This is a genomic window from Sphingorhabdus sp., assembly GCF_041737645.1.
In the GTDB taxonomy this organism is placed as follows: domain Bacteria; phylum Pseudomonadota; class Alphaproteobacteria; order Sphingomonadales; family Sphingomonadaceae; genus Sphingorhabdus_B.
Genome location: NZ_JBGSRI010000037.1, coordinates 12,081 through 37,027, shown reverse-complemented (window position 1 = coordinate 37,027; position 24,947 = coordinate 12,081). Strand labels below are relative to the sequence as shown.

Annotated in this window: 24 protein-coding genes and 1 riboswitch; of the genes, 11 read left to right on the top strand and 13 right to left on the bottom strand. The window is 55.1% G+C overall.

Annotation, left to right across the window (positions count from 1 at the left end):
- The 3 genes from ACEW72_RS05765 to ACEW72_RS05755 all read right to left on the bottom strand — a co-directional run.
- The coding region (locus tag ACEW72_RS05765; RefSeq protein WP_373475429.1) for a DEAD/DEAH box helicase at positions 1 to 423 on the bottom strand (423 nt) is incomplete at its 3' end.
- A complete protein-coding gene (locus ACEW72_RS05760; RefSeq protein ID WP_373475428.1) occupies positions 420 to 608 on the bottom strand; it encodes a hypothetical protein in 189 nt (62 codons plus the stop codon). The genes ACEW72_RS05765 and ACEW72_RS05760, both read right to left, overlap by 4 nt.
- A gap of 2 nt (positions 609 to 610) precedes the next feature.
- Positions 611 to 1,624 (bottom strand): polyprenyl synthetase family protein, encoded by a 1,014-nt coding sequence (locus tag ACEW72_RS05755; protein ID WP_373475427.1) that lies wholly within the window; start codon positions 1,622 to 1,624, stop codon positions 611 to 613.
- 95 nt (positions 1,625 to 1,719) lie between these two features.
- On the opposite strand from ACEW72_RS05755, the gene ACEW72_RS05750 reads away from it, so the two are divergent.
- On the top strand, positions 1,720 to 2,007 hold the full coding sequence (locus ACEW72_RS05750) for a chorismate mutase (RefSeq protein WP_373475426.1): 288 nt from the start codon (positions 1,720 to 1,722) through the stop codon (positions 2,005 to 2,007).
- 2 nt (positions 2,008 to 2,009) lie between these two features.
- On the opposite strand, the gene ACEW72_RS05745 is transcribed toward ACEW72_RS05750, so the two are convergent.
- On the bottom strand, positions 2,010 to 2,492 hold the full coding sequence (locus ACEW72_RS05745; protein WP_373475425.1) for a UPF0262 family protein: 483 nt from the start codon (positions 2,490 to 2,492) through the stop codon (positions 2,010 to 2,012).
- A gap of 148 nt (positions 2,493 to 2,640) precedes the next feature.
- Between ACEW72_RS05745 and ACEW72_RS05740 the strand changes: the two genes are divergently transcribed.
- Positions 2,641 to 4,125 (top strand): replicative DNA helicase, encoded by a 1,485-nt coding sequence (locus tag ACEW72_RS05740; RefSeq protein ID WP_373475424.1) that lies wholly within the window; start codon positions 2,641 to 2,643, stop codon positions 4,123 to 4,125.
- 31 nt (positions 4,126 to 4,156) lie between these two features.
- Here the strand turns inward: ACEW72_RS05740 and ubiG are convergent, their stop codons facing one another.
- Positions 4,157 to 4,891 carry a bifunctional 2-polyprenyl-6-hydroxyphenol methylase/3-demethylubiquinol 3-O-methyltransferase UbiG gene (gene ubiG / locus ACEW72_RS05735; protein ID WP_373475423.1) on the bottom strand — a complete coding sequence of 245 codons (735 nt, stop codon included), beginning with the start codon at positions 4,889 to 4,891 and terminating at the stop codon, positions 4,157 to 4,159.
- 54 nt (positions 4,892 to 4,945) lie between these two features.
- On the opposite strand from ubiG, the gene ACEW72_RS05730 reads away from it, so the two are divergent.
- From ACEW72_RS05730 to ACEW72_RS05710, 5 genes are all read left to right on the top strand, one after another.
- Entirely contained in the window at positions 4,946 to 6,202 is a 1,257-nt protein-coding gene (locus ACEW72_RS05730; protein ID WP_373475422.1) for an aspartate kinase, read from the top strand.
- A 44-nt stretch (positions 6,203 to 6,246) separates the two neighbouring features.
- On the top strand, positions 6,247 to 6,633 hold the full coding sequence (locus tag ACEW72_RS05725) for a GxxExxY protein (RefSeq protein ID WP_373475421.1): 387 nt from the start codon (positions 6,247 to 6,249) through the stop codon (positions 6,631 to 6,633).
- Between the two features lie 66 nt (positions 6,634 to 6,699).
- Positions 6,700 to 7,698 carry an NAD(P)H-dependent flavin oxidoreductase gene (locus tag ACEW72_RS05720; protein WP_373475420.1) on the top strand — a complete coding sequence of 333 codons (999 nt, stop codon included), beginning with the start codon at positions 6,700 to 6,702 and terminating at the stop codon, positions 7,696 to 7,698.
- 68 nt (positions 7,699 to 7,766) lie between these two features.
- Complete coding sequence (locus tag ACEW72_RS05715; RefSeq protein WP_373475419.1) at positions 7,767 to 8,240, top strand: PH domain-containing protein; 474 nt, start codon at positions 7,767 to 7,769, stop codon at positions 8,238 to 8,240.
- Entirely contained in the window at positions 8,237 to 9,874 is a 1,638-nt protein-coding gene (locus ACEW72_RS05710) for a PH domain-containing protein (RefSeq protein WP_373475418.1), read from the top strand. The genes ACEW72_RS05715 and ACEW72_RS05710 overlap by 4 nt, the downstream gene beginning before the upstream one ends.
- Positions 9,875 to 9,911: 37 nt before the next feature.
- Here the strand turns inward: ACEW72_RS05710 and ACEW72_RS05705 are convergent, their stop codons facing one another.
- The 8 genes from ACEW72_RS05705 to ACEW72_RS05670 all read right to left on the bottom strand — a co-directional run bounded on the left by ACEW72_RS05705 (position 9,912) and on the right by ACEW72_RS05670 (position 19,127).
- Entirely contained in the window at positions 9,912 to 11,060 is a 1,149-nt protein-coding gene (locus ACEW72_RS05705) for an alkaline phosphatase D family protein (RefSeq protein ID WP_373475417.1), read from the bottom strand.
- Complete coding sequence (locus tag ACEW72_RS05700) at positions 11,057 to 11,833, bottom strand: ABC transporter ATP-binding protein (RefSeq protein ID WP_373475416.1); 777 nt, start codon at positions 11,831 to 11,833, stop codon at positions 11,057 to 11,059. Before ACEW72_RS05700 ends, ACEW72_RS05705 begins: the two co-directional genes overlap by 4 nt.
- On the bottom strand, positions 11,830 to 12,795 hold the full coding sequence (locus tag ACEW72_RS05695; RefSeq protein ID WP_373475415.1) for a FecCD family ABC transporter permease: 966 nt from the start codon (positions 12,793 to 12,795) through the stop codon (positions 11,830 to 11,832). The genes ACEW72_RS05700 and ACEW72_RS05695 overlap by 4 nt, the downstream gene beginning before the upstream one ends.
- Positions 12,792 to 13,634: an ABC transporter substrate-binding protein gene (locus ACEW72_RS05690; protein ID WP_373475414.1), complete on the bottom strand. Its 843-nt coding sequence runs from the start codon at positions 13,632 to 13,634 to the stop codon at positions 12,792 to 12,794. Before ACEW72_RS05690 ends, ACEW72_RS05695 begins: the two co-directional genes overlap by 4 nt.
- Positions 13,634 to 15,481: a TonB-dependent receptor plug domain-containing protein gene (locus ACEW72_RS05685; protein ID WP_373475413.1), complete on the bottom strand. Its 1,848-nt coding sequence runs from the start codon at positions 15,479 to 15,481 to the stop codon at positions 13,634 to 13,636. Before ACEW72_RS05685 ends, ACEW72_RS05690 begins: the two co-directional genes overlap by 1 nt.
- An 82-nt stretch (positions 15,482 to 15,563) precedes the next feature.
- Positions 15,564 to 15,746, bottom strand: a riboswitch (cobalamin riboswitch).
- A 56-nt stretch (positions 15,747 to 15,802) separates the two neighbouring features.
- The gene (locus ACEW72_RS05680; RefSeq protein WP_373475412.1) at positions 15,803 to 16,405 is read right to left on the bottom strand and encodes a GNAT family N-acetyltransferase; all 603 of its coding nucleotides are present in this window, start codon (positions 16,403 to 16,405) and stop codon (positions 15,803 to 15,805) included.
- On the bottom strand, positions 16,402 to 18,648 hold the full coding sequence (locus ACEW72_RS05675) for a molybdopterin cofactor-binding domain-containing protein (RefSeq protein ID WP_373475411.1): 2,247 nt from the start codon (positions 18,646 to 18,648) through the stop codon (positions 16,402 to 16,404). Before ACEW72_RS05675 ends, ACEW72_RS05680 begins: the two co-directional genes overlap by 4 nt.
- Positions 18,645 to 19,127 carry a (2Fe-2S)-binding protein gene (locus ACEW72_RS05670; RefSeq protein ID WP_373475410.1) on the bottom strand — a complete coding sequence of 161 codons (483 nt, stop codon included), beginning with the start codon at positions 19,125 to 19,127 and terminating at the stop codon, positions 18,645 to 18,647. Before ACEW72_RS05670 ends, ACEW72_RS05675 begins: the two co-directional genes overlap by 4 nt.
- A 70-nt stretch (positions 19,128 to 19,197) precedes the next feature.
- Here ACEW72_RS05670 and ACEW72_RS05665 point away from each other — a divergent pair, with 70 nt between their 5' ends.
- The 4 genes from ACEW72_RS05665 (at position 19,198) to ACEW72_RS05650 (ending at position 24,879) form a co-directional block, all read left to right on the top strand.
- Positions 19,198 to 20,136, top strand: coding sequence for an XdhC family protein (locus ACEW72_RS05665; RefSeq protein ID WP_373475409.1), 939 nt, complete (start codon positions 19,198 to 19,200; stop codon positions 20,134 to 20,136).
- Complete coding sequence (locus ACEW72_RS05660; protein WP_373475408.1) at positions 20,123 to 20,680, top strand: nucleotidyltransferase family protein; 558 nt, start codon at positions 20,123 to 20,125, stop codon at positions 20,678 to 20,680. Before ACEW72_RS05665 ends, ACEW72_RS05660 begins: the two co-directional genes overlap by 14 nt.
- 25 nt (positions 20,681 to 20,705) lie before the next feature.
- Positions 20,706 to 22,328, top strand: coding sequence for a sulfotransferase (locus ACEW72_RS05655; RefSeq protein WP_373475407.1), 1,623 nt, complete (start codon positions 20,706 to 20,708; stop codon positions 22,326 to 22,328).
- A 157-nt stretch (positions 22,329 to 22,485) separates the two neighbouring features.
- Complete coding sequence (locus ACEW72_RS05650; protein WP_373475406.1) at positions 22,486 to 24,879, top strand: TonB-dependent receptor; 2,394 nt, start codon at positions 22,486 to 22,488, stop codon at positions 24,877 to 24,879.
- Positions 24,880 to 24,947 lie beyond the last annotated feature (68 nt).

Here is a 24,947-nt window from a genome sequence, read left to right as displayed (position 1 = left end):
CAGCGCCAGCGCGAGGCCGAAATCGCTGTCGATACTGCGTTCGTGAACCTCGTCAAACAGCACGGCGGATATGCCCGCCAGTTCGGGATCGGCGATAATACGGTTGCGGAAAATACCTTCGGTCAGGACCAATATCCGTGTCGCGGCGGACTGCTTGCTGTCCATACGCGTCGCATAGCCCACCAAAGCGCCTACCGGTTCGCCCACAAGTTCGGAAATCCGTTCGGCCGCCATGCGCGCCGCCAAACGACGCGGGGAAAGCAACAGGATTTTGCCAGTACACCAAGTCTGGTGGAGCAATTGCGGCGCGACCATTGTGGTTTTGCCTGCGCCCGGCGGGGCAATCAAAACGGCATTTAAGTTACCCGCCAACACCTCGCATAATTCCGGCAGAACCGCTTCAACCGGCAGTGCATCATTCAAAGGTCGACCCAGTCCCTGCCGCCCGGCCAGATGACATCCTCAATCTTGTCGCCGGCGTAGGTCAACGCGGATAGGACCGACAAAATGAGCAGCAGATCCAGCAACAATACCGACGCCATCACCACATAGGGATGGAACGGACCGATCGGGTCAAATCCGTCCGACAGAGGTTCGCGGTCCGCCATAGTCAATAAGCGCGGGCGATAGCGAATTCGACCGCCTCGATCAACGCCGCCTTGGCCTCACCTCCCGGGAAATGGGCGATGGAATCGATGGCGCGCTGGCCATAATGGCGGGCGCGGTCGATGGTGTCGTCTATCGCGTCATACGCGCCCAGCAAACTGGTGGCGTGCGCCAGATCATCGTCGGACACCCGATTGCCCAGCATCGCCTCACGCCAGAATTTCTGCTCCTCCGCAGAGCCCCGGCTGTGCGCCAGGATCACCGGCAAGGTGACCTTGCCGTCGCGGAAATCATCGCCGATATCCTTGCCCATCGTCGCCCCGTCGGACACATAGTCGATGGCGTCGTCGACAAGCTGGAACGCGATACCTAGATTGCGGCCATAAGCGTCGAGCGCCATTTCCTGCGTCTCCCCGCTTTCCGCAACCACCGCCGCGATCCGGCAAGCGGCAGCAAACAGGGCGGCGGTTTTCGAGCCGATAATTTCGAGATATTTTTCTTCGGTAGTCGAAATCTGCCGCTGCGCCGTCAATTGGTTGACCTCGCCCTCCGCAATCACCGCCGACGCGTGCGAGAGGATTTTCAAGACCTTGAGCGATCCGTCCTCCACCATCAGTTCGAAAGACCGGCTGAACAGGAAATCGCCGACTAGCACGGCGGCGGGGTTACCGAAAATCAGATTCGCCGCCGTCTTCCCCCGGCGCATGTCGCTGCCGTCGACTACGTCGTCATGCAACAGTGTCGCGGTATGGATAAACTCTACCGCCGCCGCCAGCTTATGGTGCCGTTCGCCCGGATAATCGAGCAATCGGGCGCAAGCTAGCGTCAGCATGGGCCGCATCCGCTTGCCGCCGCCCGCGATCAGATGCCCTGCCAATTCGGGTATCAAGGGAATTTCCGATTGCATCCGGTCGAGGATGACGGCGTTCACCTTATTCATTTCGGGCGCAACAAGTTTCAGGATGGGATCCAGCGAGGGTGCGCGGTGTCCGCCGATTTGGTGAATGGTAGCTGTCATAACAGTCCCGCTCTGGCAAGCCAGAGGCAGCAAGGCAAGTGCAAATGGGGCTTTTCCTCTTGTCCTGATGCGGCAATCGCGGCAGATGGTGCCTTATGGACCATGAAGACACATTGAGAAGCTACCGCGACAGCATCGACAATATCGACGCCGCGCTGGTGTTCATGCTCGCCGAGCGCTTCAAGATCACGCAGGCCGTCGGTGAATTCAAGGCCCGGTCGGAACTTCCACCCGCCGATCCGGCACGCGAAGATCGGCAGATTGAACGCCTGCGCCAACTGGCGCGCGATGCGAAGCTGGATCCCGATTTTACGGAAAAATTCCTGCGCTTCATCATCGACGAAGTCATCCGTCACCACCAGCAAATACGCGACGGGGCTTGAATTCACCCTTTGATATGTAAAACGCAAATCAACGTGAACAGGCGGCGTGCCGTTGCGAAATCGACTTCGACTTTACCTTCCAGCCGCTCCATCAATATCTCTGCTGCTTCGTTGTGAACACCGCGCCGTGCCATGTCTATGGTCTCGATTTCGGCGGCGCTGGCTTTGCGGATGGCCTGATAATAGCTGTCGCAAATGGCAAAATAGTCTTTGACCACGCGGCGAAAACGGCCAAGCCCAAGGATCAGGATTTCAAACGGGCTCCCATCTTCGCGGCGGATATCCCAGATCAGCCGACCTTCTTCGACGCTTAGATGCAATTGATAGGGGCCGACATAGCCGTCGCCAAAGTCGCGTTGCGGTTTGAAGACATTATCTTCGATCAGGTCAAAGATGGCAACGCGGCGCTCTTGCTCGATATCGGCATTGCGCCGCAGGATCGTGGCCTCGTCCAGTTCAACTTTGATGATGCGCGCTTCGCTCATGTTTCCGTGTTAGCTTGTGATAATTTTGGGGCAAGTGAATCCTCCCCGCCGTGCGTTCGCCTCGGGACAAATATTTGTCCACAGCCCTGTCCCCCATTCTATTTTTGGAGGGCCTTGCACATGGGCTTGTGCTAAAGGATAGGGCGTTATGGCCGAACCGATCAGACTAGCCGCCGTGAATGAGGCGGAACCACAGCGCTTACCGCGCAATATTGAGGCGGAAGCCGCGTTTTTGGGCGCTATCCTGATCGACAACAGGATTATCGAAGACGTATCGATAAAATTGCAACCCGATCATTTTTTCGAACCATTACATGGCCGCGTTTACGAACAGATATTGCGTCTGATTGACCGGAATATGCTGGTGACGCCGGTCACGCTGAAGCCCTTTTTCGAAGCCGATGAGGCGATGCAGGAACTTGGCGGTCCGGGCTATCTCATTAAATTGACCGCCGATGGGGCTGGCCTGATTGGCGCGCGCGATTTCGCGCAGCAGATTTACGATCTGGCTTTGTTGCGTGAATTGGTGACTGTGGGCCGAACGCTCGTTAACAATGCGCTCGACACGAGTGAAAGCGTTGACCCCAAGGGACAGATTGAGGCCGCTGAAAGCGCTTTGTATAAAGTCGCCGAAGGTGAAGGCGAAATCGGTTCGATGAAAAGTTTCCTGCAAGCTTCGACCGAAGCCATCAAGAATGTCGAGAAAGCATTGCAGTCCGGGGGGCATCTATCTGGCGTGACAACGGGTCTGGATAGCATCAATGCCAAGTGCGGTGGTCTGCACAATTCCGATCTTGTGATCCTTGCCGGACGTCCGGGTATGGGCAAGACGTCGCTTGCGACCAACATCGCGTTCAATGCCGCGCGCCGTTGGATCCGTGAACGCGAAGACGGTATTGAAGAAGCCAAGGGGGCAGGGGCCAAGGTCGCCTTTTTCAGCCTCGAAATGTCCGCCGACCAGTTAGCGACGCGTATTTTGGCCGAACAATCGGGCATCAGTTCCGAACTGCTTCGCATGGGTAAAATCTCGCGTGAGGATTTTCGCGAATTGTCGCGGGCGAGCCGTGAATTGCAGGAATTGCCGCTCTATATCGACGATACACCTGCGCTCAGCATTGCGGCGCTCAGAACCCGCGCACGTCGGTTGCAACGGCGGCATGGCATTGGCCTAATCGTGGTTGACTATCTACAATTGCTGCAAGGCTCGAGCCGCGCCAACGACAATCGCGTCAACGAAATTTCGGAAATCAGCCGTGGTCTGAAGACGCTCGCCAAGGAACTGGGCGTGCCGGTTATCGCGCTTTCGCAGCTCAGCCGTGCCGTGGAACAGCGTGAAGACAAACGGCCGATGTTGTCAGACTTGCGTGAATCTGGCTCGATCGAACAGGACGCGGACATGGTCTGGTTCGTGTTTCGTGAAGATTATTATGAGTTGATGAAAAAGCCCGATGAAGGCACGCCTGCATTCGACGCCTGGAACGAAAAAATGGAGAGAATTCACGGGGTTGCAGAGCTTATCGTTTCCAAGCAGCGTCACGGCTCGACCGGACGGGTGCGGATGAAGTTCGAGGCGAAGATTACGAAATTCAGCGATCTGGCCGACGACCAATATTCTGATTCCGGGTATGATTGAGAAAACTTCCTCCCTTTAAAGAGAAAGGGAGTCAGGCAAATCGCGCTGACAATATATAATTCAGCGCCATATTCCGGCTTAAATGCAGCCCCTTAAGCGGCGAGAACGCAATACCCTGCATCTCCACGACCTGAAGACCAGCGCCGTCCAGCAGCGCAGTCAACTCCTCCGGTGTCAGGAACTGATCCCAGTGGTGCGTTCCGCGCGGGACTTGGCCGAGCCGTTCTGCCGCCTCCACCAGAAACAGCCGCGAGGCGGCGGTGCGGTTTGGCGTGGACAGAAGGAGCAGGCCGTCAGGTTTTAGATGCCGGGCAAGTTCGATAATGAAGGCTGAGGGGTCGATCACATGCTCGATCACTTCCATCGACGTGACCACGTCAAACGTGCCGAGACCTTGCGCGGCGATTTCGCCGGCGCGATAGTCGATATTCAGGCCGGACAATACCGCATGGGCCTTGGCAGCCTCGATATTTTCGGGTGCCGCGTCGACGCCCGCCATCCGTGCACCCATTCGGGCCAGCGGTTCGCACAGCAAGCCCGCGCCACAACCAACATCAAGCGCACTCTTGCCCGTCAGCGGTGCGCGCGACTTGCTATCGCCTTCAAAATGGGAGTCGATTGCCGCCCGTATAAAGCCGAGCCGCACAGGGTTCAGCTTGTGCAGCATAGCAGAACTGCCCTTCGGGTCCCACCAATCCGCCGCCAGTGCACCGAAATGTGCGGCTTCGGCGGCGTTTATTGTCGTTGCAGTGCTTGCCTTTGTCATATCCTGTCCCTATCAGGGCGCCCGATTGTAATATAGCCACTTTGTAAGGTTTTCATGGCGCGCATTGTATTGAAATTTGGCGGCACGTCTATGGCCGGGACTGAACGTATCCGCCGGGTTGCCCAGCTCGTCAAGCGGCAAGCCGAACGTGGGGACGAAGTGGCTGTGGTTGTATCGGCCATGGCGGGAGATACCGATCGCCTCGTAAATTTCTGCCGTGAAGCGAATGCGCTTTATGATCCGGCGGAATATGATGTGGTGGTTGCGGCAGGCGAGCAGATTACGTCGGGTTTGCTGGCAATAACCCTGCAAGCGCTGGGCTGCAATGCACGTAGCTGGCTTGGTTGGCAGATGCCGATCCATACCGACGATGCCCATGCAAAAGCGCGGATCGGATCCATTGAAACCGAAGAATTGCTCGCGTCGATGGCCGCTGGCACCATCGCCGTCATTCCAGGCTTCCAAGGTCTGACCGACGACAATCGTATCACGACGCTTGGCCGCGGCGGGTCCGATACTTCTGCGGTTGCTGTTGCTGCGGCAGTGAAGGCGGATCGATGCGACATCTACACCGACGTTGACGGCGTTTATACGACTGACCCCCGCATCGTCGCCCGCGCGCGCAAGCTGAAGGCAGTGACGTATGAAGAAATGCTCGAACTGGCGTCCGTCGGCTCGAAAGTATTGCAAACCCGCTCAGTCGGCCTTGCGATGAAAGAAGGGGTGCGCGTGCAGGTGCTGTCCTCCTTCCTCGACGAAAATGCCCCCGACGCCGATAGCATCCCCGGTACGATGATCGTGACCGACGAAGAATTGGAGAAGTATCAAGTGGAACGCCAACTGATCACCGGAATCGCCGCCGACAAGAATGAGGCAAAGATCACCCTGACCCGCGTCCCCGACCGCCCTGGAGCGGTCGCGCATATTTTTGCGCCCTTGGCCGATGCGAATATCAACGTCGACATGATCATCCAGAATGTCGGCCGCGACAAGGGGGAGACTGACGTGACCTTCACCTGCCCGCAGGCCGACCTTGCCCGTTGCACAGACATATTGGAAAACCAGCGCGATGCGATCGGCTACAACCGGCTGATCCCTGACACAAAGGTCACCAAGATCTCCGTGGTCGGCGTCGGCATGAAGAGCCACGCCGGTGTGGCCTCCACAATGTTCAGCAGCCTTGCCGACCGTAAGATCAACATTCAGGCGATCTCCACATCGGAAATCAAGGTATCCGTGCTGATCGATGAGGACGAGACCGAACTCGCCGTGCGCGTGTTGCACACGGCTTACGGGCTTGATGCGGAGTAAAGAAATTTTACACGCAGAGGCGCAGAGAGCGCAGAGACGATGTAATGAAGCCAATTGACGAGATTAGTAGCGACGTAATTGGGACATCGATGGCAATTCATCGTGAAATCGGTCCGGGACTATTAGAATCGGTGTATGAAGCTATCCTTGCCAGGAAACTGGTACAGATGGGCTATGAAGTTGTGCAGCAAAAGCCTTTGGGTTTTGCTTACGAAGATATGGAATTTCCTGCAGCGTTCAAGGTTGATTTGATTGTCGACAATCGTCTAATTATCGAGTTGAAGTCAATTGAGCGGTTACAACCGGTCCATTCCAAACAATTATTGACCTATCTTCGATTGATGAAATTCCCGGTTGGTTTGCTCATCAATTTCGGATGCGAGACTCTTAAGGAGGGTATCAAGCGCGTAGTCAATAATTATCAAGACTGAACCGACTTAAAACTCTATCCCTCTGCGAACTCTGCGCCTCTGCGTGAACAAAAATGGCACTTACATATGACAAAACTCCGACATCTCATGCAACGCGGTACCGAATTTCTTGGGTGTGAGGTCGCAATCTTATGCGGCGCTATGTCTTGGGTTTCGGAACGAAATCTCGTCTCCGCCATTTCCAATGCAGGAGGTTTCGGGGTAATAGCGTGCGGTGCGATGACGCCGGAATTGCTGGATGCGGAAATTGCCGCGACAAAGGCAATGACTGCCAAACCCTTTGGTGTAAATCTTATCACAATGCACCCGCAGATCATGGAACTGATCGCCGTGTGCGCGAAGCATAATGTCAGTCACGTCGTGCTTGCAGGGGGTCTACCGCCCAAGGGGAGCATCGAGGCGATCAAGGAATTTGGCGCAAAGGTAATCTGCTTTGCGCCTGCACTGACGCTCGCCAAGAAATTTGCGCGGTCCGGTGTTGATGCGTTGGTTATTGAAGGCAGCGAGGCAGGCGGGCATATCGGACCGGTGGCGACCTCCGTTTTGGCGCAGGAAATTTTACCCGAACTGGGTGAGCAATTACCGATTTTTGTGGCGGGGGGTATCGCCCGGGGCGGTCTAATTGCCAGCTATCTGGAAATGGGTGCTGCTGGGGTCCAGTTGGGTACCAGATTTGTTTGCGCCCATGAAAGCATCGCGCACCCGAACTTCAAAGCGGCTTTCCTGCGCGCCAATGCCCGCGATGCGGTGGCCAGCGTGCAGATTGACCCGCGGTTGCCAGTCATCCCCGTGCGGGCGCTCAAGAACAAAGGCACCGAATTGTTTACCGCCAAACAGGTCGAGGTCGCGGCAATGCTTGATCGCGGTGAAATCGACATGGAGGCGGCGCAACTCGAGATCGAGAAATATTGGGCAGGTGCGCTCCGCCGCGCGGTAATCGATGGCGATGTCGAATATGGTTCGGTCATGGCGGGGCAATCGGTTGGCATGGTTCATGTCGAACGGCCGGTGATCGATATCATCGCCAAGCTGGTCACAGAAGCGGAAGAAGCCTTGGCACGGTAAGGCCATCTGTGCGTTAGGGGGCACGAAACCGTCTTGCCAACACAACACAGTCGACGCATATCAATGATATGACCACCGAATCCCCGCCGGAACTCACTCCGCTCAATCCCGCTTATGTGACGACGACCCGGATTGCGTCCGCCTTGGTTTATCTGCCCTTTCTGGTCGGGGCCGGTGTATTGGAATACGCGCAATTATTGCCGCCCGGTGGTGTTTTCGTGCCTGCCTTTTTGCTCTATTTATTTGCGGCTTTTGTCGTTCCGGCGCGCAAATATCGCCATTGGGGCTATGATATGGGGCGTGACCGCCTGCGTATTGTACGTGGCTATATGTTCTTTCGCGACACTGTAGTCCCTTTCGGTCGTATCCAGCATATTGATGTGGAGCAGGGGCCAATTGACCGTCGATATGATCTTGCGACTTTAACGGTACATACTGCGGGCAATCATAACAGCACCGTAACCTTGCCCGGCCTGCTGCACGCGGATGCGCTGTCCATGCGCGAAGCCATTCGCGCCGCTATCCGGCAGGACCAGATTTGACCAATTCCGACACCCAAACCCCGTTCGTGTCGGTCGCAGTTGACACACCCATCGTGGGTGCACAACCTAACGGTGTCTCGACTACGCTCGACGCGAACGGCGAGGGGAGAGAGGGCGAAGGAAAAAAGCTCCATATTTCCGGCCTATTCGTCGGCTTTATTACGGGTCTTCCGCAACTTATTTTCCCGATCTTTGCCGCATTTTTTGGAACGCGGGGCAGTGATAATCCGCTGATTTCGATCGCAGCGGTCTGTGCGATACTTTTGTTCAGCTTTTTCTTTCGGTGGCTGTCCTGGGTTCGTTTCCGCTATCATATCGGCGCACATGATATCCGCATTGAAAGCGGCGTTGTAAGCCGCAATGCAAGGTCCATACCGTTCGAACGGATACAGGATGTCAGCGTAGAGCAAAAGCCGCTCGCGCGCCTTTTTGCGTTGGGGGAAGTCAAGTTTGAAACGGGCGGCGGCGATGGCGATGATGCCAAGCTTAGCTATGTGAGCATGGAAGAAGCCAACCGTCTGCGGGAACTGGTGAAAGCCCATAAAAGCGGTCTGGTGACCGTTGCAAACTCCGCAGCAGAGTTGCCCGATGCGGATGCGCCGCCGATTTTTGCGATGGACCCACGGCGCGTCTTTACCTTCGGACTATATTCATTTTCTCTGGTGATTTTCGCGGTGCTTGGCGGGCTGGCGCAACAGTTTGACTTTTTGTTACCGTTCGAGATTTGGGATTTCCGGCACTGGATTGGTGTAGCCGAAGAGCGCGGGGTAACCGTCGAAAATTTGAACGGTATAGGCTGGGCCGCACAAATCATTCTAGCAGTTGTGGCCTTGGTCGGACTTATTTTAACTGGATTTGCGACCGGCATCATCCGAACTTTGCTGCGTGAACATGGCTTTCGGTTGGACCGCACCGCCAAAGGGTTCCGGCGTCGGCGTGGTCTGCTTACTTTGACCGATGCTGTGATGCCTGCCCATCGGGTGCAAGCGGCCGTGATCCAGACCGGCCCGATCCGCAAACGCCGCGGTTGGCACAGCTTGAAATTTGTCAGCCTGGCACAGGACAGCAAGGATGAAACAAATTTCGTAGCTGCGCCCTTTGCGACGCTGGCGGAAATTTGGTCGATTGCCGACGCGGCGCTGATTGATGCGCCGGACCCGGCGGTTCGATTGCGCCAAGGGAAATTCGCATGGTGGTCGATCCGTTTTTTCGGTCTGGTGCCGACAATCATCCTCGCTATGGCCGCGACCATGTTTTTTGCAGGCGCGCCTTTTTATCAGGCGGCGCTGATGCTGTTGGTGCTGATCGTCATCGGTTTTCTCTGGTGGCTTGAATGGCGGCGCTATGGAGATTTCATCGACGGCAAGCAGATTTATGTGCGCGAGGGCTGGTGGCGTCAGCGGCTGGCCATTGCGCCTCAGGTAAAGGTGCAGACGGTCGAGATTTATCAAGGTCCGATTGCACGGCGGCAGGGACTGGCCTCCGTCAATTTCGGGATTTCGGGCGGGTCGCTGGAAATGATCGCCCTTCCGTTGGAAACCGCCCGAGCCATCCGCGACGCAGTTATCGAGCAGGTGGCGGCGGTGGATTATGCCGTTGTTGCAGCTGAGACCCGTTTTAGCAAAAGCGATTAGAGGAGAGCGTCGTAGATTCAGAATATCGAAAATCGTTTCAATCGATGGCCTGTACGACCTGTTCTTCAATTACGCTGCCGTCGTCTTTACGCAGCGACATTTTTACAGTCTTTGCTGTCCAATCGATGTCGATCTGGCCAAAATTGGGAACTCCCCAAAGACCGCCGGTTCTGCGCGGGTCAGGTTCGCGGTCACCCCCGTCGCCCTTGCCAAATGCAAAGTTGAGTGAGCTTGATGTGAAGTCCCATATCGGTTTTGCGATCCGGGGGTTACTGACTTTGTAAAAGCCACCTGAATGGCGATCTCCGGACAGAAAAATGGCGTTACTGACGCCTTTGTCTGCCAGTAGATTATAAAGCCGATCCCGTTCTTTGGGAAAATTCGTCCAACCTTCAAAATTATGTGCGTCGGTTATGACCTGTGTGGAAGAGATGATGAAACGGAGTTCAGCGGGTTTGGCGAGTTCGCCCTCCAGCCAGTCCCATTGCGCCTCACCCAAGACAGAGGCTTTAGGGTCAAGGTTCGGAATATACCAGCCGAGTGCCGGGCCGGGGTCGCGATAGGGCATGACGGCAAGGTCGGACCGGAAGAACCGGGCGTCCAGAATGATAAACTGCACGCGCTTGCCTTGTGGTCCGACTATTCGGCTTTCATAAACGCCGGGTCGCGACTTGACCTCTGCGCTGCTGTTCCAAAATGCTTCGTAGATTTTCTCGGCCCGTTCCTTGAACGCAAAAGTTCCGCCTGCGTCGTTGGCCCCGTAATCATGGTCGTCCCATGTCGTCATCATCGGAACGCTGCGGCGAAAACGGTCGAATTCGATGCGGCTGCCGAGTTTGCGGTAACTCGCGGTTAACGTCGGGATATCGGCGCTATTCGTGGTGCGCGTGTCGCCATAGACATTGTCGCCGATCAATAAAAAAGCCTGGGGTTTCTGGGCGGCGATAACGTCCCAGATTTTCATATCTCGGTTTTCGTTGACGCATGATCCAAAGGCAAAGCGGGTCACAGTTTCATTGCTGGAAAGCACCGGATTGGCGGCTGCTTGTGGCAGATTGGTGTTCAATGCGCTGTAAAATGGTCGCAGGGCGTCTTGTGCGCTTTGCGGCGTTGCCACTTCATTGTTGGTGACACTTACGGCGCAACCGGACAGGAGCAAGGCAGCTATGGGGAGGATGCGTTTCATGGAGAAATCTTACCTTTAATCAAAAGCTGGGTCGCCCCTTCCTCGTCTTTGAAAAGAGTCGCGTCAATGCCGTAAACATGAGCCAGGTTTTCCGGGGTTATGACGGACGTGACGTCCCCTTGCGCGAAAACCTTGCCTTGGTGCAACAGCACGACATGTTCGGCAAAGCGCACGGCCTGTTGCAAGTCATGTAGCACGGCGATCACGCCTTTGCCGCTGTCGGCTTGGGCACGCAATAATCCGAGCATATCCAGTTGATGTCCCGGATCGAGATTGGCAAGCGGCTCATCTGCCAATATCCATTGCGGTTCGCCGGCCAATACCCGCGCCATAAGAACGCGCGCGCATTCACCGCCGGACAATTGCGTGACGGGGCGTTTGGCGAATTGCGATGTGTTGGTGGCGGCCATTGCGGCGGAAATCGCTACATGGTCTTCGGCGGACAGGCCAAATCCGTTGCGATAGGGGTAACGGCCAAGCGCCACGAGCGCGTCTGCTGAAATCGCCCAATGCGTTTCGCCGCCTTGCGGAAGAAAACCAATGGCCTTTGCGCGTTCTTCCGGGCTTAGTTCGGCGATTGCCCTGTCGCCAAGTGTTACCACACCGGTGTCAGGTTTCAGCAACGCCGCAAGGCACGCAAGCAATGTCGATTTTCCTGCGCCATTCGGGCCAAGAATGACACTGAACTGACCGGGCAAAAAACGCGCATCAATGCCGAATAAGGTTGGTCGCCTGTCATGGGCGAAACAAATATTATCACTTCGCAAGATCATATCATGCGCCCTTGTTTTTTCTGTAACAGAAAGAAAAAGAACGGGGCACCAAGCAACGCCATCGCAATGCCCAGACGAATTTCGGTAGGCCCTGGTATGATGCGGACGAAGCTGTCGGCGGTTAACGTCAAGAGCGCGCCGCCAAGCGCAGAAGGCAGCAGTATAGCAGACGGCTGTTCACCGTAAAAACGGCGCATCAGATGCGGCACGATAAGGCCGATAAAGCCGACTACGCCTGACACCGCGACCGAAGCGCCCACCGACAAGCCGACCCCGAAAACGATGATCCACTGCAATCGCCCAATATCGACGCCGATACTGCGTGCGCCATTGACACCGATGGTCAGGGCGTCGAGTGCCCGTCCAGTGGTCAGCAACAATGCGCCGCCCACTGCAATGAACGGCAACGCCTGAAGGGCATCGTTCATTAGCCGGTCTGTAAGCGCGCCCATCAACCAGTTGATGATCTCACTGGTCGCAAACGGATTTGGCGCGATACTGATGAGGAAAGCGGTCATCGAACCGGCCAGCGTCGACAGGACCATCCCACCCAGTATGAAGCCCAAAGGCCCACCGCCACGCGCCAACGCGAGCAATGCAATTATGCTGACTCCGGCCCCCAGCATGGCGCAACCGAATAGGCCGAATGGAAGAGAGTTCAGGCCCAAAAAGATAGCGGCCACGCCGCCAAATGCTGCGCTTGAAGACACGCCAAGCACAGTCGGATCGGCAAGCGCATTTCGCAAATAGCCTTGCAAGACCGCACCCGAAAGCCCCAATGCCGCGCCAATGCCTAACCCAAGCAATGCCCGCGGCAGGCGAAGTTCCAGAAAAATCCAGCCGTTGGCATCATTGGCAAACCACGCGTTCGGCCATATCCACGTCTTGCCCGCCATCAATGAAAGGCAAAACGCCGCCAAAGTGAGTGCCACGAGCAGATATGTGCGCCAACGCGATGTCATGGCGCACCCTTTTTTTGTGTTGCCAATATATCTTCGCGTGCTTTGGCCAATTTTGCTGAAACCGTGATCGTCGTGGGTCCGCCACAATAAAGCAGTCTGTCGGGGAAATGCACAATCCGTGTTTTGTTGCGAAGATTGTTTATCAATTGCACGCGCGCAGACATTGCCCGTTCTTCTGTGCCATCAGCATTTACGGGCATGAAAATAACCTCAGGCGGGTTGCGGATAAGGGTTTCGAGCGGCAATATTCCCCAAGATTTCAATCCAAAGCTGGAGCTGGCATTACGAAACCCGTGACGTCGCAATAATTCGTCCTGCAAGGTGCCTTCGCCTGCGACAAATCCGCCATTCTGCCAAATGATTGCGGTTGGTCGATGCGGCATGGCAGGGGGTGTGGACACAGATTGCTTTATCCGCGTAACCAGGGCTTCACCGGCATCAATCCGGCCAATCGCTCTGGCGATATGACGGACTTGCGCGATGTCTTCCTCCAACGTGGGCGCAACGCCTACCGTAACGACGTCGAGCCCCGCTTTTGCCAGCGCCGCATTTGTGCCTGCTGATGCGAGATTGCCGGTTAACACCAATCGCGGTTTAGCCGCGATGATATCCTCGGCTGCCGTTCCCAAAGCTGGAAATTGCCGGGCCCAACCGACCGGAGCCGACGCGCTAGCGCTTTCGTGCGAATACACACTGACCGCCGCAATTTGATGCGGCGCGGCGATTTCCGCAAGGATCGCGTCTATGCATGGATTATTCGATACAATTCCGCCCGGTGCAAAAGCAGGCTGACCGCTACAACTGCCCAAAAACAGCAGAAGCGGCCAGCCCCGGATCATTAAAACTTAGCCCTGACGCCGAAATGGGCATTGCGACCATAAGTATTGAAACCAGCCACCTGCACATATTGCGTATCGAACAAATTTTCGACCCGACCATATAATTCGAGTTGTTCATTTACGGGATAGGCCGCGCGCAAATGGGCCAATGCGTAACCATCCAAACGCACGCTGTTCGATGCATTGTCAAAGCTATCCCCCGCGATTAACACCGAAGCCCCAAGCTTCAGGCGCCAAGGTGTCCGCCAGTCGATGGTCAGGCTGCCGTAATGTTGTGGCCTTAGCGCCAAGCGGTTTCCGAAATTGGCACCCGCCGACCGATTTATGGCGTTGGTCAATGTGTAGTTGGCTTGAATGTTCATCTCGTCGGTGGGCTGCAACGCAAATCCCATTTCAATCCCGTCTGTGTCCACCTGTTCGATGTTTTCGGACTGGAAAGTGGTAAAGGAAAAAGCAATCAAGTCGCTGCTCTTGCGGTTGAAATAGGTCGCGTAAATCTGCGCCTTGTTATCTAGAAACTGATGCTCAAGCCCAAGATCGAAATTACGCGCTGTTTCCGGTTTCAGGTTGGGGTTGCCAAAGGGTGGCTGACCTTCTGTCAGCGTAGGCGCGCGAAATCCTTCGCCATAAGTGGCGCGCAAGACCGTATCGCCGCCATTGGGTGTGTAAGCGATGTTTCCTCCCAGCGTCGTTTGTCCGCCATAATCGCTATAGTCATCATGCCTAACGCCGCCGGTGATTGTAAGTCCGGTGACGGGGCGCAATATCAACTGGCCGAAGCCGCTGGTAACCTGATTGCGCGCGATATCGGCTGGCGCACCTTCGAACGAAGTGCTGGCGAAAGTGCGTTCATGTTCCGCACCAAATACAAGCGTAACCGTATCGATGATATCAAAGGCAGCATGATATTCAAATCGGTCGATGGTCCCTTTAACGTCAAAATTGTTGAAGCTGAAAACGACAGGGTCTGTTCCAATGCGGGTGATGTCGGTACGCGCAAAAGACACGCGATTTTGAAACCGGCCGTCCGCCAAATCGAATTCCGCACCGACATAGCCAATAAACTGGCGGTTGCGTGCCACGGGCAAGCCGTTCGCCCCGACGCCAAAAGGCGAGTCAAATTCAATCGTTCCGCGATTATAATAGCCACGAAAATCGAGCGCGAAATTCTCCGCAACATTGACTTTTAACCGACCATTGGCAGCCAGGTTTTCATAGCCGTCTTTTTCGGTTCCGCCAGCAAGCGCCGATATTCCGTCCGAGCGGTAGAATGCACCGCCAACGCTGCCTTCGAAGATGCCGCTCGACCCTGAAATATTTGCATTGGTTCGCAATGAGTCGGCAAATCCATATTCTGCACCTGCGTTCACGACCACAGCTTGCGTGGGCGACAGGCTTTGTACATTGATGACGCCGCCAATCGCCTGGCTGCCCCAGATGATTGAATTGGGGCCGCGTAGAACCTCAACCCGGCCTACATTGCCGGTAAGCAATGCGCCGAAATCAAATGCGGCGTTGGGGCTGGAAGGGTCATTAATGCGTACCCCGTCGATTAACACCAAAGTTTGCGAACTGTTGCCACCGCGCAAAAATACGCTGCTCTGGCTGCCCACTGGCCCGCGTGTCGCGATTGCAACACCGGGTAGAGTGCGGAGCGCGTCGATAATAGTGGTTGCCTGCAATTCTTCCAACCGGGCTTCGTCAAGAACTGATATAGCCTGGCCGGTTTCGTCGCGTGGTTGTTCAAAACCGCTGGCGGTCACCACAATGTCCTCGTTGGCTTCTTGCGCGAAAACGCAAACAGGAAACAGCGCGAGCGCTGCTGCCGGATATTTAAATAATTTCATAAATTCAATCCTTCACATGACGTCCAATCAAATGTCGTCACGCGGAGGAAAACCCCGATTGCGCCAGTGTCCCGCAAGCACAAAGGACAGACCGCAAACAGGCAGGTCTCCTGGCTCCCGGGTCAATATTGTGGTCCCGCCTTCCCAGTTTCCCAGTGGCTAAAGGGGCCAAACTCGCCGGTTACAGTTGCGGGAACAGCGCCGGATTTCCGCCGGCTTCCCTATTATCCTTGCTTTCACAAAGACCTGTTGCGTAGGCACAGAGATAGGCGGGATCGGCATTTAGGGCAAGACTGCAATTGGATAGTGGCGGACCCAAACTTAATGCCTAGTCTTGCCGGGCCTTTGCATTCCCCAAAATACGGGTCCTTCGGGTACTTGCCAACTGTGCTTTATTGCAAAACCAAAGCTCTGGTAAAGTGCGATATTATGTTCATCGGCGGTTTCGAGATAGGCCGGTAGGCCATCTTCGTCGGCGCGTTCAAGGCCCGCCCGGATTGCTGCGCCGCCAAAGCCCCTGCCCTGATGTGCGGGGTCACAGCCCGCATAATGAAGATACCAGACGGGCTCTTTGGGCAGATGCTTTTCGATCAGGTCAGCAACTTCCAGTCCGCGAAAAATCGAAAAACGCAGACGCTGGATAAAGGGTACGATCAGACGGGCGCGGTCCCACAGGCTGTCATGTGCATTTCCCGGACCACGCCACAAGGTAACCGCCTCAATCCCGTCTGTACCGAATACAGCGCCCTTGCGATGCTCGTCCTGCAAGAACAGGTGAAATGCAGCAGCAAGCCGCTTCGCCCGCAGCTTCGGGTCAGGGATGACATAGCTCCAACCCGTTTCCGTCTGAAAAGCGCGTGCCAATGTTTCCGCGATTTCCAGATTGTCGGTCGGGGCAAGAAGCCTTGCTCTAGTGTCCCTCAAGCCTGTGCCTGCGTCAAAATCGGCAGATTACGGACGCGTTTTCCGGTGGCCGCGAAAAGCGCGTTCGCAAGCGCCGGGGCGGCGGGTGGAACGCCGGGTTCGCCGATACCACCCATATACGCCCCGCTGTTGATGAAATGGATGTCGTGTACCAGCGGCGTATCGGCAAGTTTCAGCAATGGATAGTCGTTGAAATTACTTTGTTGTACGGCACCTTTTTCCAGCGTGATCGCCTCCCCGATGGCCGATGACAGGCCCATTATGGTCCCGCCCTCAATTTGTGCCTTGGCTCCATCGGGATTGACGATGCTGCCTGCGTCGACAACGGTGGTGATCTTGTGGACCTTCGGCATGCCGTCCTCTTTCACCGATGCTTCAATCACATGCGCGACGATGGTTTTGAAGCTTTCGACAATCGCCACACCGCGACCTACACCTTCGGGTAACGGCGCTTTCCAGTTTGCGAGCCGCGCGCATTCGTCAAGAACACGCAAATGCCGGGAGTCTGCCTTCAAATGGTTCCGGCGAAACTCGACAGGGTCTACACCTGCGGCATGGGCCAGTTCGTCCATAAAGCTTTCATTGTAAAAGCCCTGCTGCGTCGAGTTTACAGAACGCCATGCGCCGGTAATCTGGTTTGAGGGATGTTCATAATGGCGGCGGGCTACAACCGGCAGATTATAAATAAAAGTCGTCTCTGCCTCTGCGCTTTCGGTTTGGGCATAGTCATTTGTATAGGCGGCAATACGGCCATTTTTGTTCACCGCGGCTTTCAGCAACGCTGCGCTTTGCGGGCGATAAGCGCCTTGCGCGACTTCTTCTTCACGGCTCCAGATCAGCTTGACCGGGTAGGGCAATTGCATCGCCAACTTGGTAACCTGGCTTACGATTTCCATATACATCGGCAATCGGCGGCCAAAACTACCGCCAATCAGCATCGGACGGAATGTGACGTCGTCGGCATCCAAACCGGATACTTCGACTGCCATCATTTTTGTTGCCAACGGGTCTTGCATTCCGCCCCAGATATTCAGCTTTCCATCCTTGTGATGGGCGGTCAGGGCAAATGGTTCCATCATCGCATGATGCAGAAATGGCACCTGATATTTGGCTTCATTGGGCTTTGCACCCAGCGCTGCGTTGGTATCGCCTTCGCCCGCTTCACCCGCGGGTTCTCCCTTGGCGATCAAATCATCATAGGCTTTGAAAATAGATGCTGTGGATACGGCAGCATGGCCGCCATCGGTAAATTGAGGGGTCAGCGCGCGCAATCCGCTGATCGCCGGCCAATACCCGCTCGCCACCACGGCTACGGCATCATCAAGCTTGACGACTTTCTCCACACCCTTGATGGCAAGGGCAGGCGCTTCATCAACCGATGTCAATTTGCCGCCACGGGCAGGCGCGGCCATGATGGTTGCAACACGCATATCGGGAACGGTAAAATCCATGCCAAACTGGGCTGTTCCGTCAACTTTGGCAGGAATATCCAGCCGTTGCACGGACTGCCGAATCAGTCGATATTGCTTTGGATCTTTCAGTTCGGGGTCATTATCCAGTGAAAGCGTAGCCGCTTCTGCTGCCAATTCGCCATAGCGCAAAGCTCGTGCCGATTTCGAATGGAGGACATGGCTATCTTGTGTTGTGAGTTCCGATACGGGAACGCCAAGGCGCTTGGCGGCGGTTTCCATAAGCGCGAGACGGGTAGCTGCGCCGACCTTTTGGAAAGTAACCTGACCTGTGTAACGCAATGCCGACGAGCCGCCGGTAATCTGCAAGTTCATCTGTCGGGCAATAAGCGACAGAAACGATTGGGGAATACCGTTCACAATTGCCGGCTGCCCGGTCATTTCTCCCATGAATCCGCGTCCCAGGCCAACATTGGCAAACGCCAATTCTGCCGGAGCAGATACCAGCTTGACCTGATCCCAAGCCGCATCAAGCTCTTCGGCCAGCATTTGGGCAAGGCCGGTATTCGATCCTTGACCGATATCGGTGTGCGGCGAATAGATTGTGATGCTGTTGTCTTCGGCGATTTTCAGCCAAGTGGCAAAGCTGTGTTCGCCCTTGCCGGCCGTGAGCTTGGCGGCTGTTTTTACTGCGTTGCTATCGGCGATTGAGACACCGAACAGGCCTGCGCCTACGACAGCGACACCGCCGATCAGGAAAGCGCGACGCTTTACGCCCTTGCGCTTGGTCGGGACGGCGGGTTCCATTTCAGGATTGGGATTATCGGCCATCATGCGGCTCCTTCGATAGCGGTCGCAGCTTGACCCGTAGCGGCATGAATGGCCTTTCGGATGCGCGGATACGTGCCGCAGCGGCAGATGTTTGTCATAGCCTCATCGATTTGGGCATCCGAAGGCTTGCCAGTTTTTTTGATGAGCGCGACGGCGGCCATGATCTGGCCCGATTGGCAATATCCGCATTGCGGGACTTGCGCTGAAATCCAAGCCTTTTGGACGGCGTGCAATGTGCCATCAGCGCTTTTCAAACCCTCAATCGTGGTGATTGATTTTCCTTCAATTTCACTGACGGGTACGCTGCAAGACCGGGTGATTTCGCCATCAACATGAACCGAACACGCACCGCAGGCCGCAATTCCGCAGCCGAATTTGGTGCCGGTCAGCCCGACCTCTTCGCGGATGACCCACAGCAGGGGTGTGTCCGGTTGTGCGGAAAGCGTAACAGCTTTGCCATTTATAGTCGCGTTTATCGCCATGTTGAATAACTCCTGCTCTCAATTGCGTTTCATATAGCAACCTGTTGCGTGCTTTGCTAGGCAATTGCGGATGCAAACAGGGTTAGCCGATCATCACCGAATTTTGGCCAGTGTGCAGGCATGGCGTGGCGCGCCGATGGCGCTTGCAACGGTAATAGAGACATGGAAATCAGCGCCTTGCCCCGCCGGAACGCATATGCTGGTTCATGAAGACGGGCGATTCACCGGGTCTGTTTCGGGTGGCTGTGTGGAGGGTGACGTCCTCGAAATCGCCCGTCAAGTTATCGCCGAAAACTGCTTTGTCATCCGCCGCTATGGCGTCGCGGACGGCGCCGCGTGGGAGGTTGGCTTGCCCTGTGGCGGTGACATCGTCGTGCTAGTACAAAATGTCGCACCCACGCTTTTCCCCGGTGGGTTATTTGGTTCAATCATCGACGCACGCGCTGCGGGCACGGCTTTGCGAATTGGAACAGATTTGCAAAATGGCATGAGCCGCATTGTCGACACCGATGAAGGTGATTTTTTCATCAACAGTTATCTGCCCCCGCGCAGGCTTATTGTCGTCGGCGCTGTCGAAATTGCTGCATCATTGATCGAGATCGCAATCGGCCTGAATATTGAAGTAACCCTGGTTGACCCCCGCGCGCGATTTCTGACCAAGGAACGTTTCCCCAAAGCCGAATTGGACGACCGATGGCCCGATGATGCGATATCCGCGCGCAAACCCGATATGCGAACGGCTATCGTCACCTTAAGTCATGACCCCAAAATTGATGACCCGGCGCTGATTGCCGCATTGGCCAGTGACGCCGGGTATATCGCGGCGCTCGGGTCGAAGGCAGCCCACGCCAAACGAACCGAGCGGTTGATGGCTTCGGTAATGAACGCAGATCGGCTGACACGTATAGAGGGGCCTGCGGGCGTTGCGATAAATGCGATTAGCGCGCCCGAAATCGCCCTGTCGATTGCGGCCGGAATGGTGCGGGCGTTTAATCATGGACTGCGCTGATATTGCCGTCGTGATATTGGCCGCCGGGCTATGCAGGCGTTTTGGCGGCGATAAATTGATGGCTCCTTTGGGCGATTTGCCATTGGGCGTCCATATCGGCCACACCCTGTCCAACATGGGTTTTGGCTGGCGCTTTGCGGTTTGCGGGCCGACGTCTGCGATATCTGTCCATTATGCGGACCTAGGCTTTCAGATAATAGAAAATCTGTCACCTGAGGCGGGGCAAGCCCATTCATTGCATCTGGCCGTCGCGGCAGCAAGTGCAACCCCGGCGCAGGCTTTGCTGGTAACATTGGCCGATATGCCGTTTGTTCCCGAATCGCACTTAAGGGCAGTTGCGCGCGCCGGTGTTCTGACCGCTTCCAATAATGGCACAGCCAATATGCCACCTGCTTTGTTTCCCCGGGAAAGCTGGCCGGATTTATTGACGACATCAGGGGATCGCGGCGGTGCGGCGCTTTTGGGATCGGCAAGGGTAATCGCAATAGCTCCTGCTTGGTTGCGCGATATCGACACTGCCGCCGATTTGCCTGCTTCAAAATAATGAAGCCATCGCCTAGTATCACCGGATGAAAGCCAACCCTGAACAACAATCCATAGAGTCCGCCCTTCGCAACCCTGAACTTATGGCGGCGGCGTTGGCATTATATGAAAATCGGCTGCACGATGCCGAACCGATATTGAAGGCCCGGCTGAAGCGAAATCCGTTTGATGTGGCAACGATCAGAATGCTTGCCGAACTTGCAGGGCGCATCGGCCGGTTTTCCGATGCCGAAAATCTTTTGCGACGGGCGGTTGAACTGGCACCTGCATTTGTTCCTGCAAGGTCCAATCTGGCATTGGTACTATATCGGCAAGGGCGACCCGAAGAAGCAATTGCCGAGCTGGACCTGTTGCTCGACAATGACCCTGAAGATATCGGTGCCGCCAATTTGAAAGCGGCGGCGGCGGGGCGCATTGGTGATTACGCAGATGCGGTTGCGTTATATGAGCAGGTTTTGAAATCAAAGCCGGAGCAGGAAAAAATCTGGCTGTCTTATGGCCATGTTCTGAAAACGGTTGGCAGGCGCGATGACAGTGTTGCCGCCTATCGCAAATCGGTCATGCTAAAGCCCGAATATGGCGAAGCTTACTGGAGCCTCGCCAATTTGAAGACCGTGCGGATTTCGGATGAAGAATTGGCGATTATGCGCGCGCAATTGGCCCGCGACAATATCGGTGATGAAGATCGTTTCCATCTCGACTTTGCAATGGGCAAAGCGCTGGAAGACCGAAAATCATGGGATAAGTCTTTTGCCCATTATGATAACGCCAACCGCCTGCGTCGTTCGACCCTTGATTATGACGCACATGAAAATAGCGCGATGATCGCGCGGCGGACCCAACAGATGACCGCAGATTTTTTCACGTCGCGCAGTGGTGGTCATGCCGCCGCAGACCCGATTTTCATTCTGGGTATGCCGCGCGCCGGTTCAACATTGATCGAACAAATATTGTCCAGCCATTCGTGCGTCGAAGGAACGCAGGAGCTGCCCGATATCGGCATGATATCGCAACGCATCGCAGGGCAGGCGAAAGAAGCAGACGCGGGCGATTATTGTCGGGGTCTTGCCAATTTAAGTGCGACCGACCGTGAGCGGATTGGCGCCGAATATATTTCGCGCACCCGTATCCACCGTAAAAGCGACAAGCCCTATTTTATCGATAAAATGCCGAATAACTGGCAAAATGTAGCCTTGATCCGCCTCATCCTGCCCAACGCGAAGATTATCGACGCGCGGCGCAACCCGATGGATTGTTGCTTTTCCAATTTCAAACAGCATTTCGCCCGTGGCCAGAGTTTTTCCTACAGCCTTCATGATGTTGGCCAATATTATGCTGACTATGTCGGCTATATGCATCAGGTCGATACGGTCTTGCCGGGCCGCGTACATCGCGTGATTCACGAATCTCTTATTGAAAATCCGGAACGTGAAATCGGAGCGATGCTGGAATATCTCGAACTGCCGTTCGAAGATGCCTGCCTGCAATTTTGGCAAAATGAACGTGCTGTCCAGACGCCCAGCGCCGAACAGGTGCGTCGACCGATAAATCGCGACGGGGTTGACCAATGGAAGCCTTATGAACGCCATTTGCAGCCACTCAAATCCGCGCTTGGTGGTATTTTGGATAGCTATCCCGACGTTCGCTAGCCCAAGTCCCAAAGTCGAGTTGCAAACAACAATAGTTGCATCCTTGCCACAGCTTGCAGGCTAAATGATGCCAATTTGCGACATTCGCCGAAAATATATTGCGCTGCGGTACGGAATAGGAGTCTAGTTGCTTCAGGGAAACTAGGGAGGACGCATCATGCGCCGTATGAATAGAACAACCAAAGTCCGCGCCGCAGCTTCCATGCTGCTCGCATCGACTGCACTGGGCTTCGCCATGCCCGCCGCCGCGCAAGAAACGCCAGCGGATGAAGAGGCATTGCCTGGCGAAATCGTTGTAACCGCAACCAAGCGCGAAGAAAGCCTGCAAAAGGTGCCGTTGAGCATTCAGGCGCTCGGCGAAGAAACGCTGGACCAGCAACAGGTCGCAAGCCTTGATGATTTTTCCAAGCTTTTGCCTAGCGTTAGTTTCCAATCGTTCGGTCCTGGACAGTCGCAGATTTATTTCCGCGGCGTATCCAGTGGCGGCGATGGCTTGCACATTGGACCTGCACCGGCAACCGGCCTTTATCTTGACGAAATTCCGGTCACGACCATCGCAGGTTCGGTTGACCTTCATGTCTATGACATTGCCCGTATCGAAGCGCTTTCGGGTCCACAGGGAACCTTGTTCGGCGCAAGTTCGCTCTCCGGTACGTTGCGCCTGATTACCAACAAGCCATCAACCGCTGGCTTTGAAGGTGGTGCCGACGTCCAGATCAACAAATATGGCAAAGGCGAATTTGGCGGCAGTCTGGAAGGATTTCTGAACTTCCCGCTGTCCGACAATGCCGCGCTACGCGTTGTCGGTTTTTATCGTCGTGAGGGTGGTTATATCGACAATATCGCCGGTAGCCGGACCTTTACTTTGGATGATAGCGATCCAACGACAAATCTGACCGTTAATAACGCCGCATTGGTAGAAGATGATTTCAATGATGCCGAAACCTTTGGTGGTCGCGCAGCGTTGAAGATTGATCTCGATGACAATTGGACCGTAACGCCGACCATCATTTACCAGAATCAGGAAACTTCGGGGCCATTCCTGTTCGATCCCCGCAAAGGGGATTTGAAAGTCACCGACTTTCAGGAAACCCGCTACAAAGATCGCTGGTTTCAGGCCGCTTTGACGGTCGAAGGCAAAATCGGCAATTGGGACATGGTCTATTCCGGCGGTTATTTTGAACGCAAGGTCAATAGCGCAGCCGATTATTCCTATTATTCGGTCGCTTATGACACTTACGGGTCATATTATACCAATTTCCCTACCGGTACCGGCGGGTTTCTCGATCCATCGCAATTTGTATTTACTGCCGACAAATATACCAAGCAAACGCATGAATTGCGGTTTGTGTCGCCGTCTGAAAATCGTTTCCGCGTAACAGCGGGTGTGTTCTTTCAACGCCAGACCGATGCAGTCGCCGCCAATTATGACATCGCCGGGTTGAGCGGTATTCCAACGCCGCCCAACAGCAATCTGATTCCGGTTGGTGCGGCATTCGGGGATACCGTATTCCTGACCCGGATCGACCGCAAGGACCGCGATCTTGCTGCCTTTGCCGAAGCCACTTATGACATCACCGAAGAGGTTAAGTTAACCGCCGGTATCCGCGGGTTTGAAGCGAAGAGTTCGCTGTTCGGATTTTCCGGCTTTAACCGCAATGCGTTACAGGCAATCTGTTTGCCGACGACTGCCACCAACCGTCCTTGCGACAATGTCGACAAGAAATACAAGGAAACTGGCGAAACACATAAGGTCAACTTGAGCTGGCAAGTTACGCCGGAAAAGATGATCTACGCGACATATTCAACCGGCTTCCGCCCGGGTGGTAACAACCGTCGTCCGGGTATTTTGCCATTCGAATCCGACACGTTATCCAATTATGAAATTGGTTGGAAAACAAGCTGGCTGGATCGGAAACTGCGTTTGAACGGTGCGGTCTTCTACGAAGAGTGGAAAGATTTGCAATTCGGCCTGGTTCCTGTTGGCAACAATGGCGTGACCAACACGTACAATGCAGGCGACGCCCGAATTTACGGGATCGAAGGCGATTTTGCGCTGTCACTGGGTGGCCTCACATTGTCGGGTTCGGGAACCTATATCGACGCGCAATTGACCACGGATTTCTGTCAGGTCGATGCCACGGGTAATATCGTTTGCGTGACCGGCGTTACCCCCGCGGCGGCAAAGGGCACCCGTTTGCCGGTTCAGCCAAAGTTCAAGGGCAGCTTGACCGCCCGTTATGAATTCCCGCTGGGCAGCAACGATGCCTTTGTCCAAAGTTCGATGAACCACCAGGGTGGAACGCGGACTTTCTTGACCGACGACGATTTCGCAGCGGTCGGTCCAACCCGTGCATTTACGACATTTGATTTTTCCGCAGGCACCAATTTTGGAAATTGGAGCGTTGAAGCCTTCATCCAGAATGCGTTCGACAAACGGGGTCAGTTGAGCCTGAACACAGCCTGCTCAACAACCATTTGCGGTGCATTTTCAAGGGTATATCCGGTCAAGCCGCAGATATTTGGATTGAAGCTGGGTACAAAATTCTAAAAAGTTAGTCACGTCTTCGGTGTATAACCGTGGGTGACAGGGGGAAAGCCGGGCCAGTAGTGGCCCGG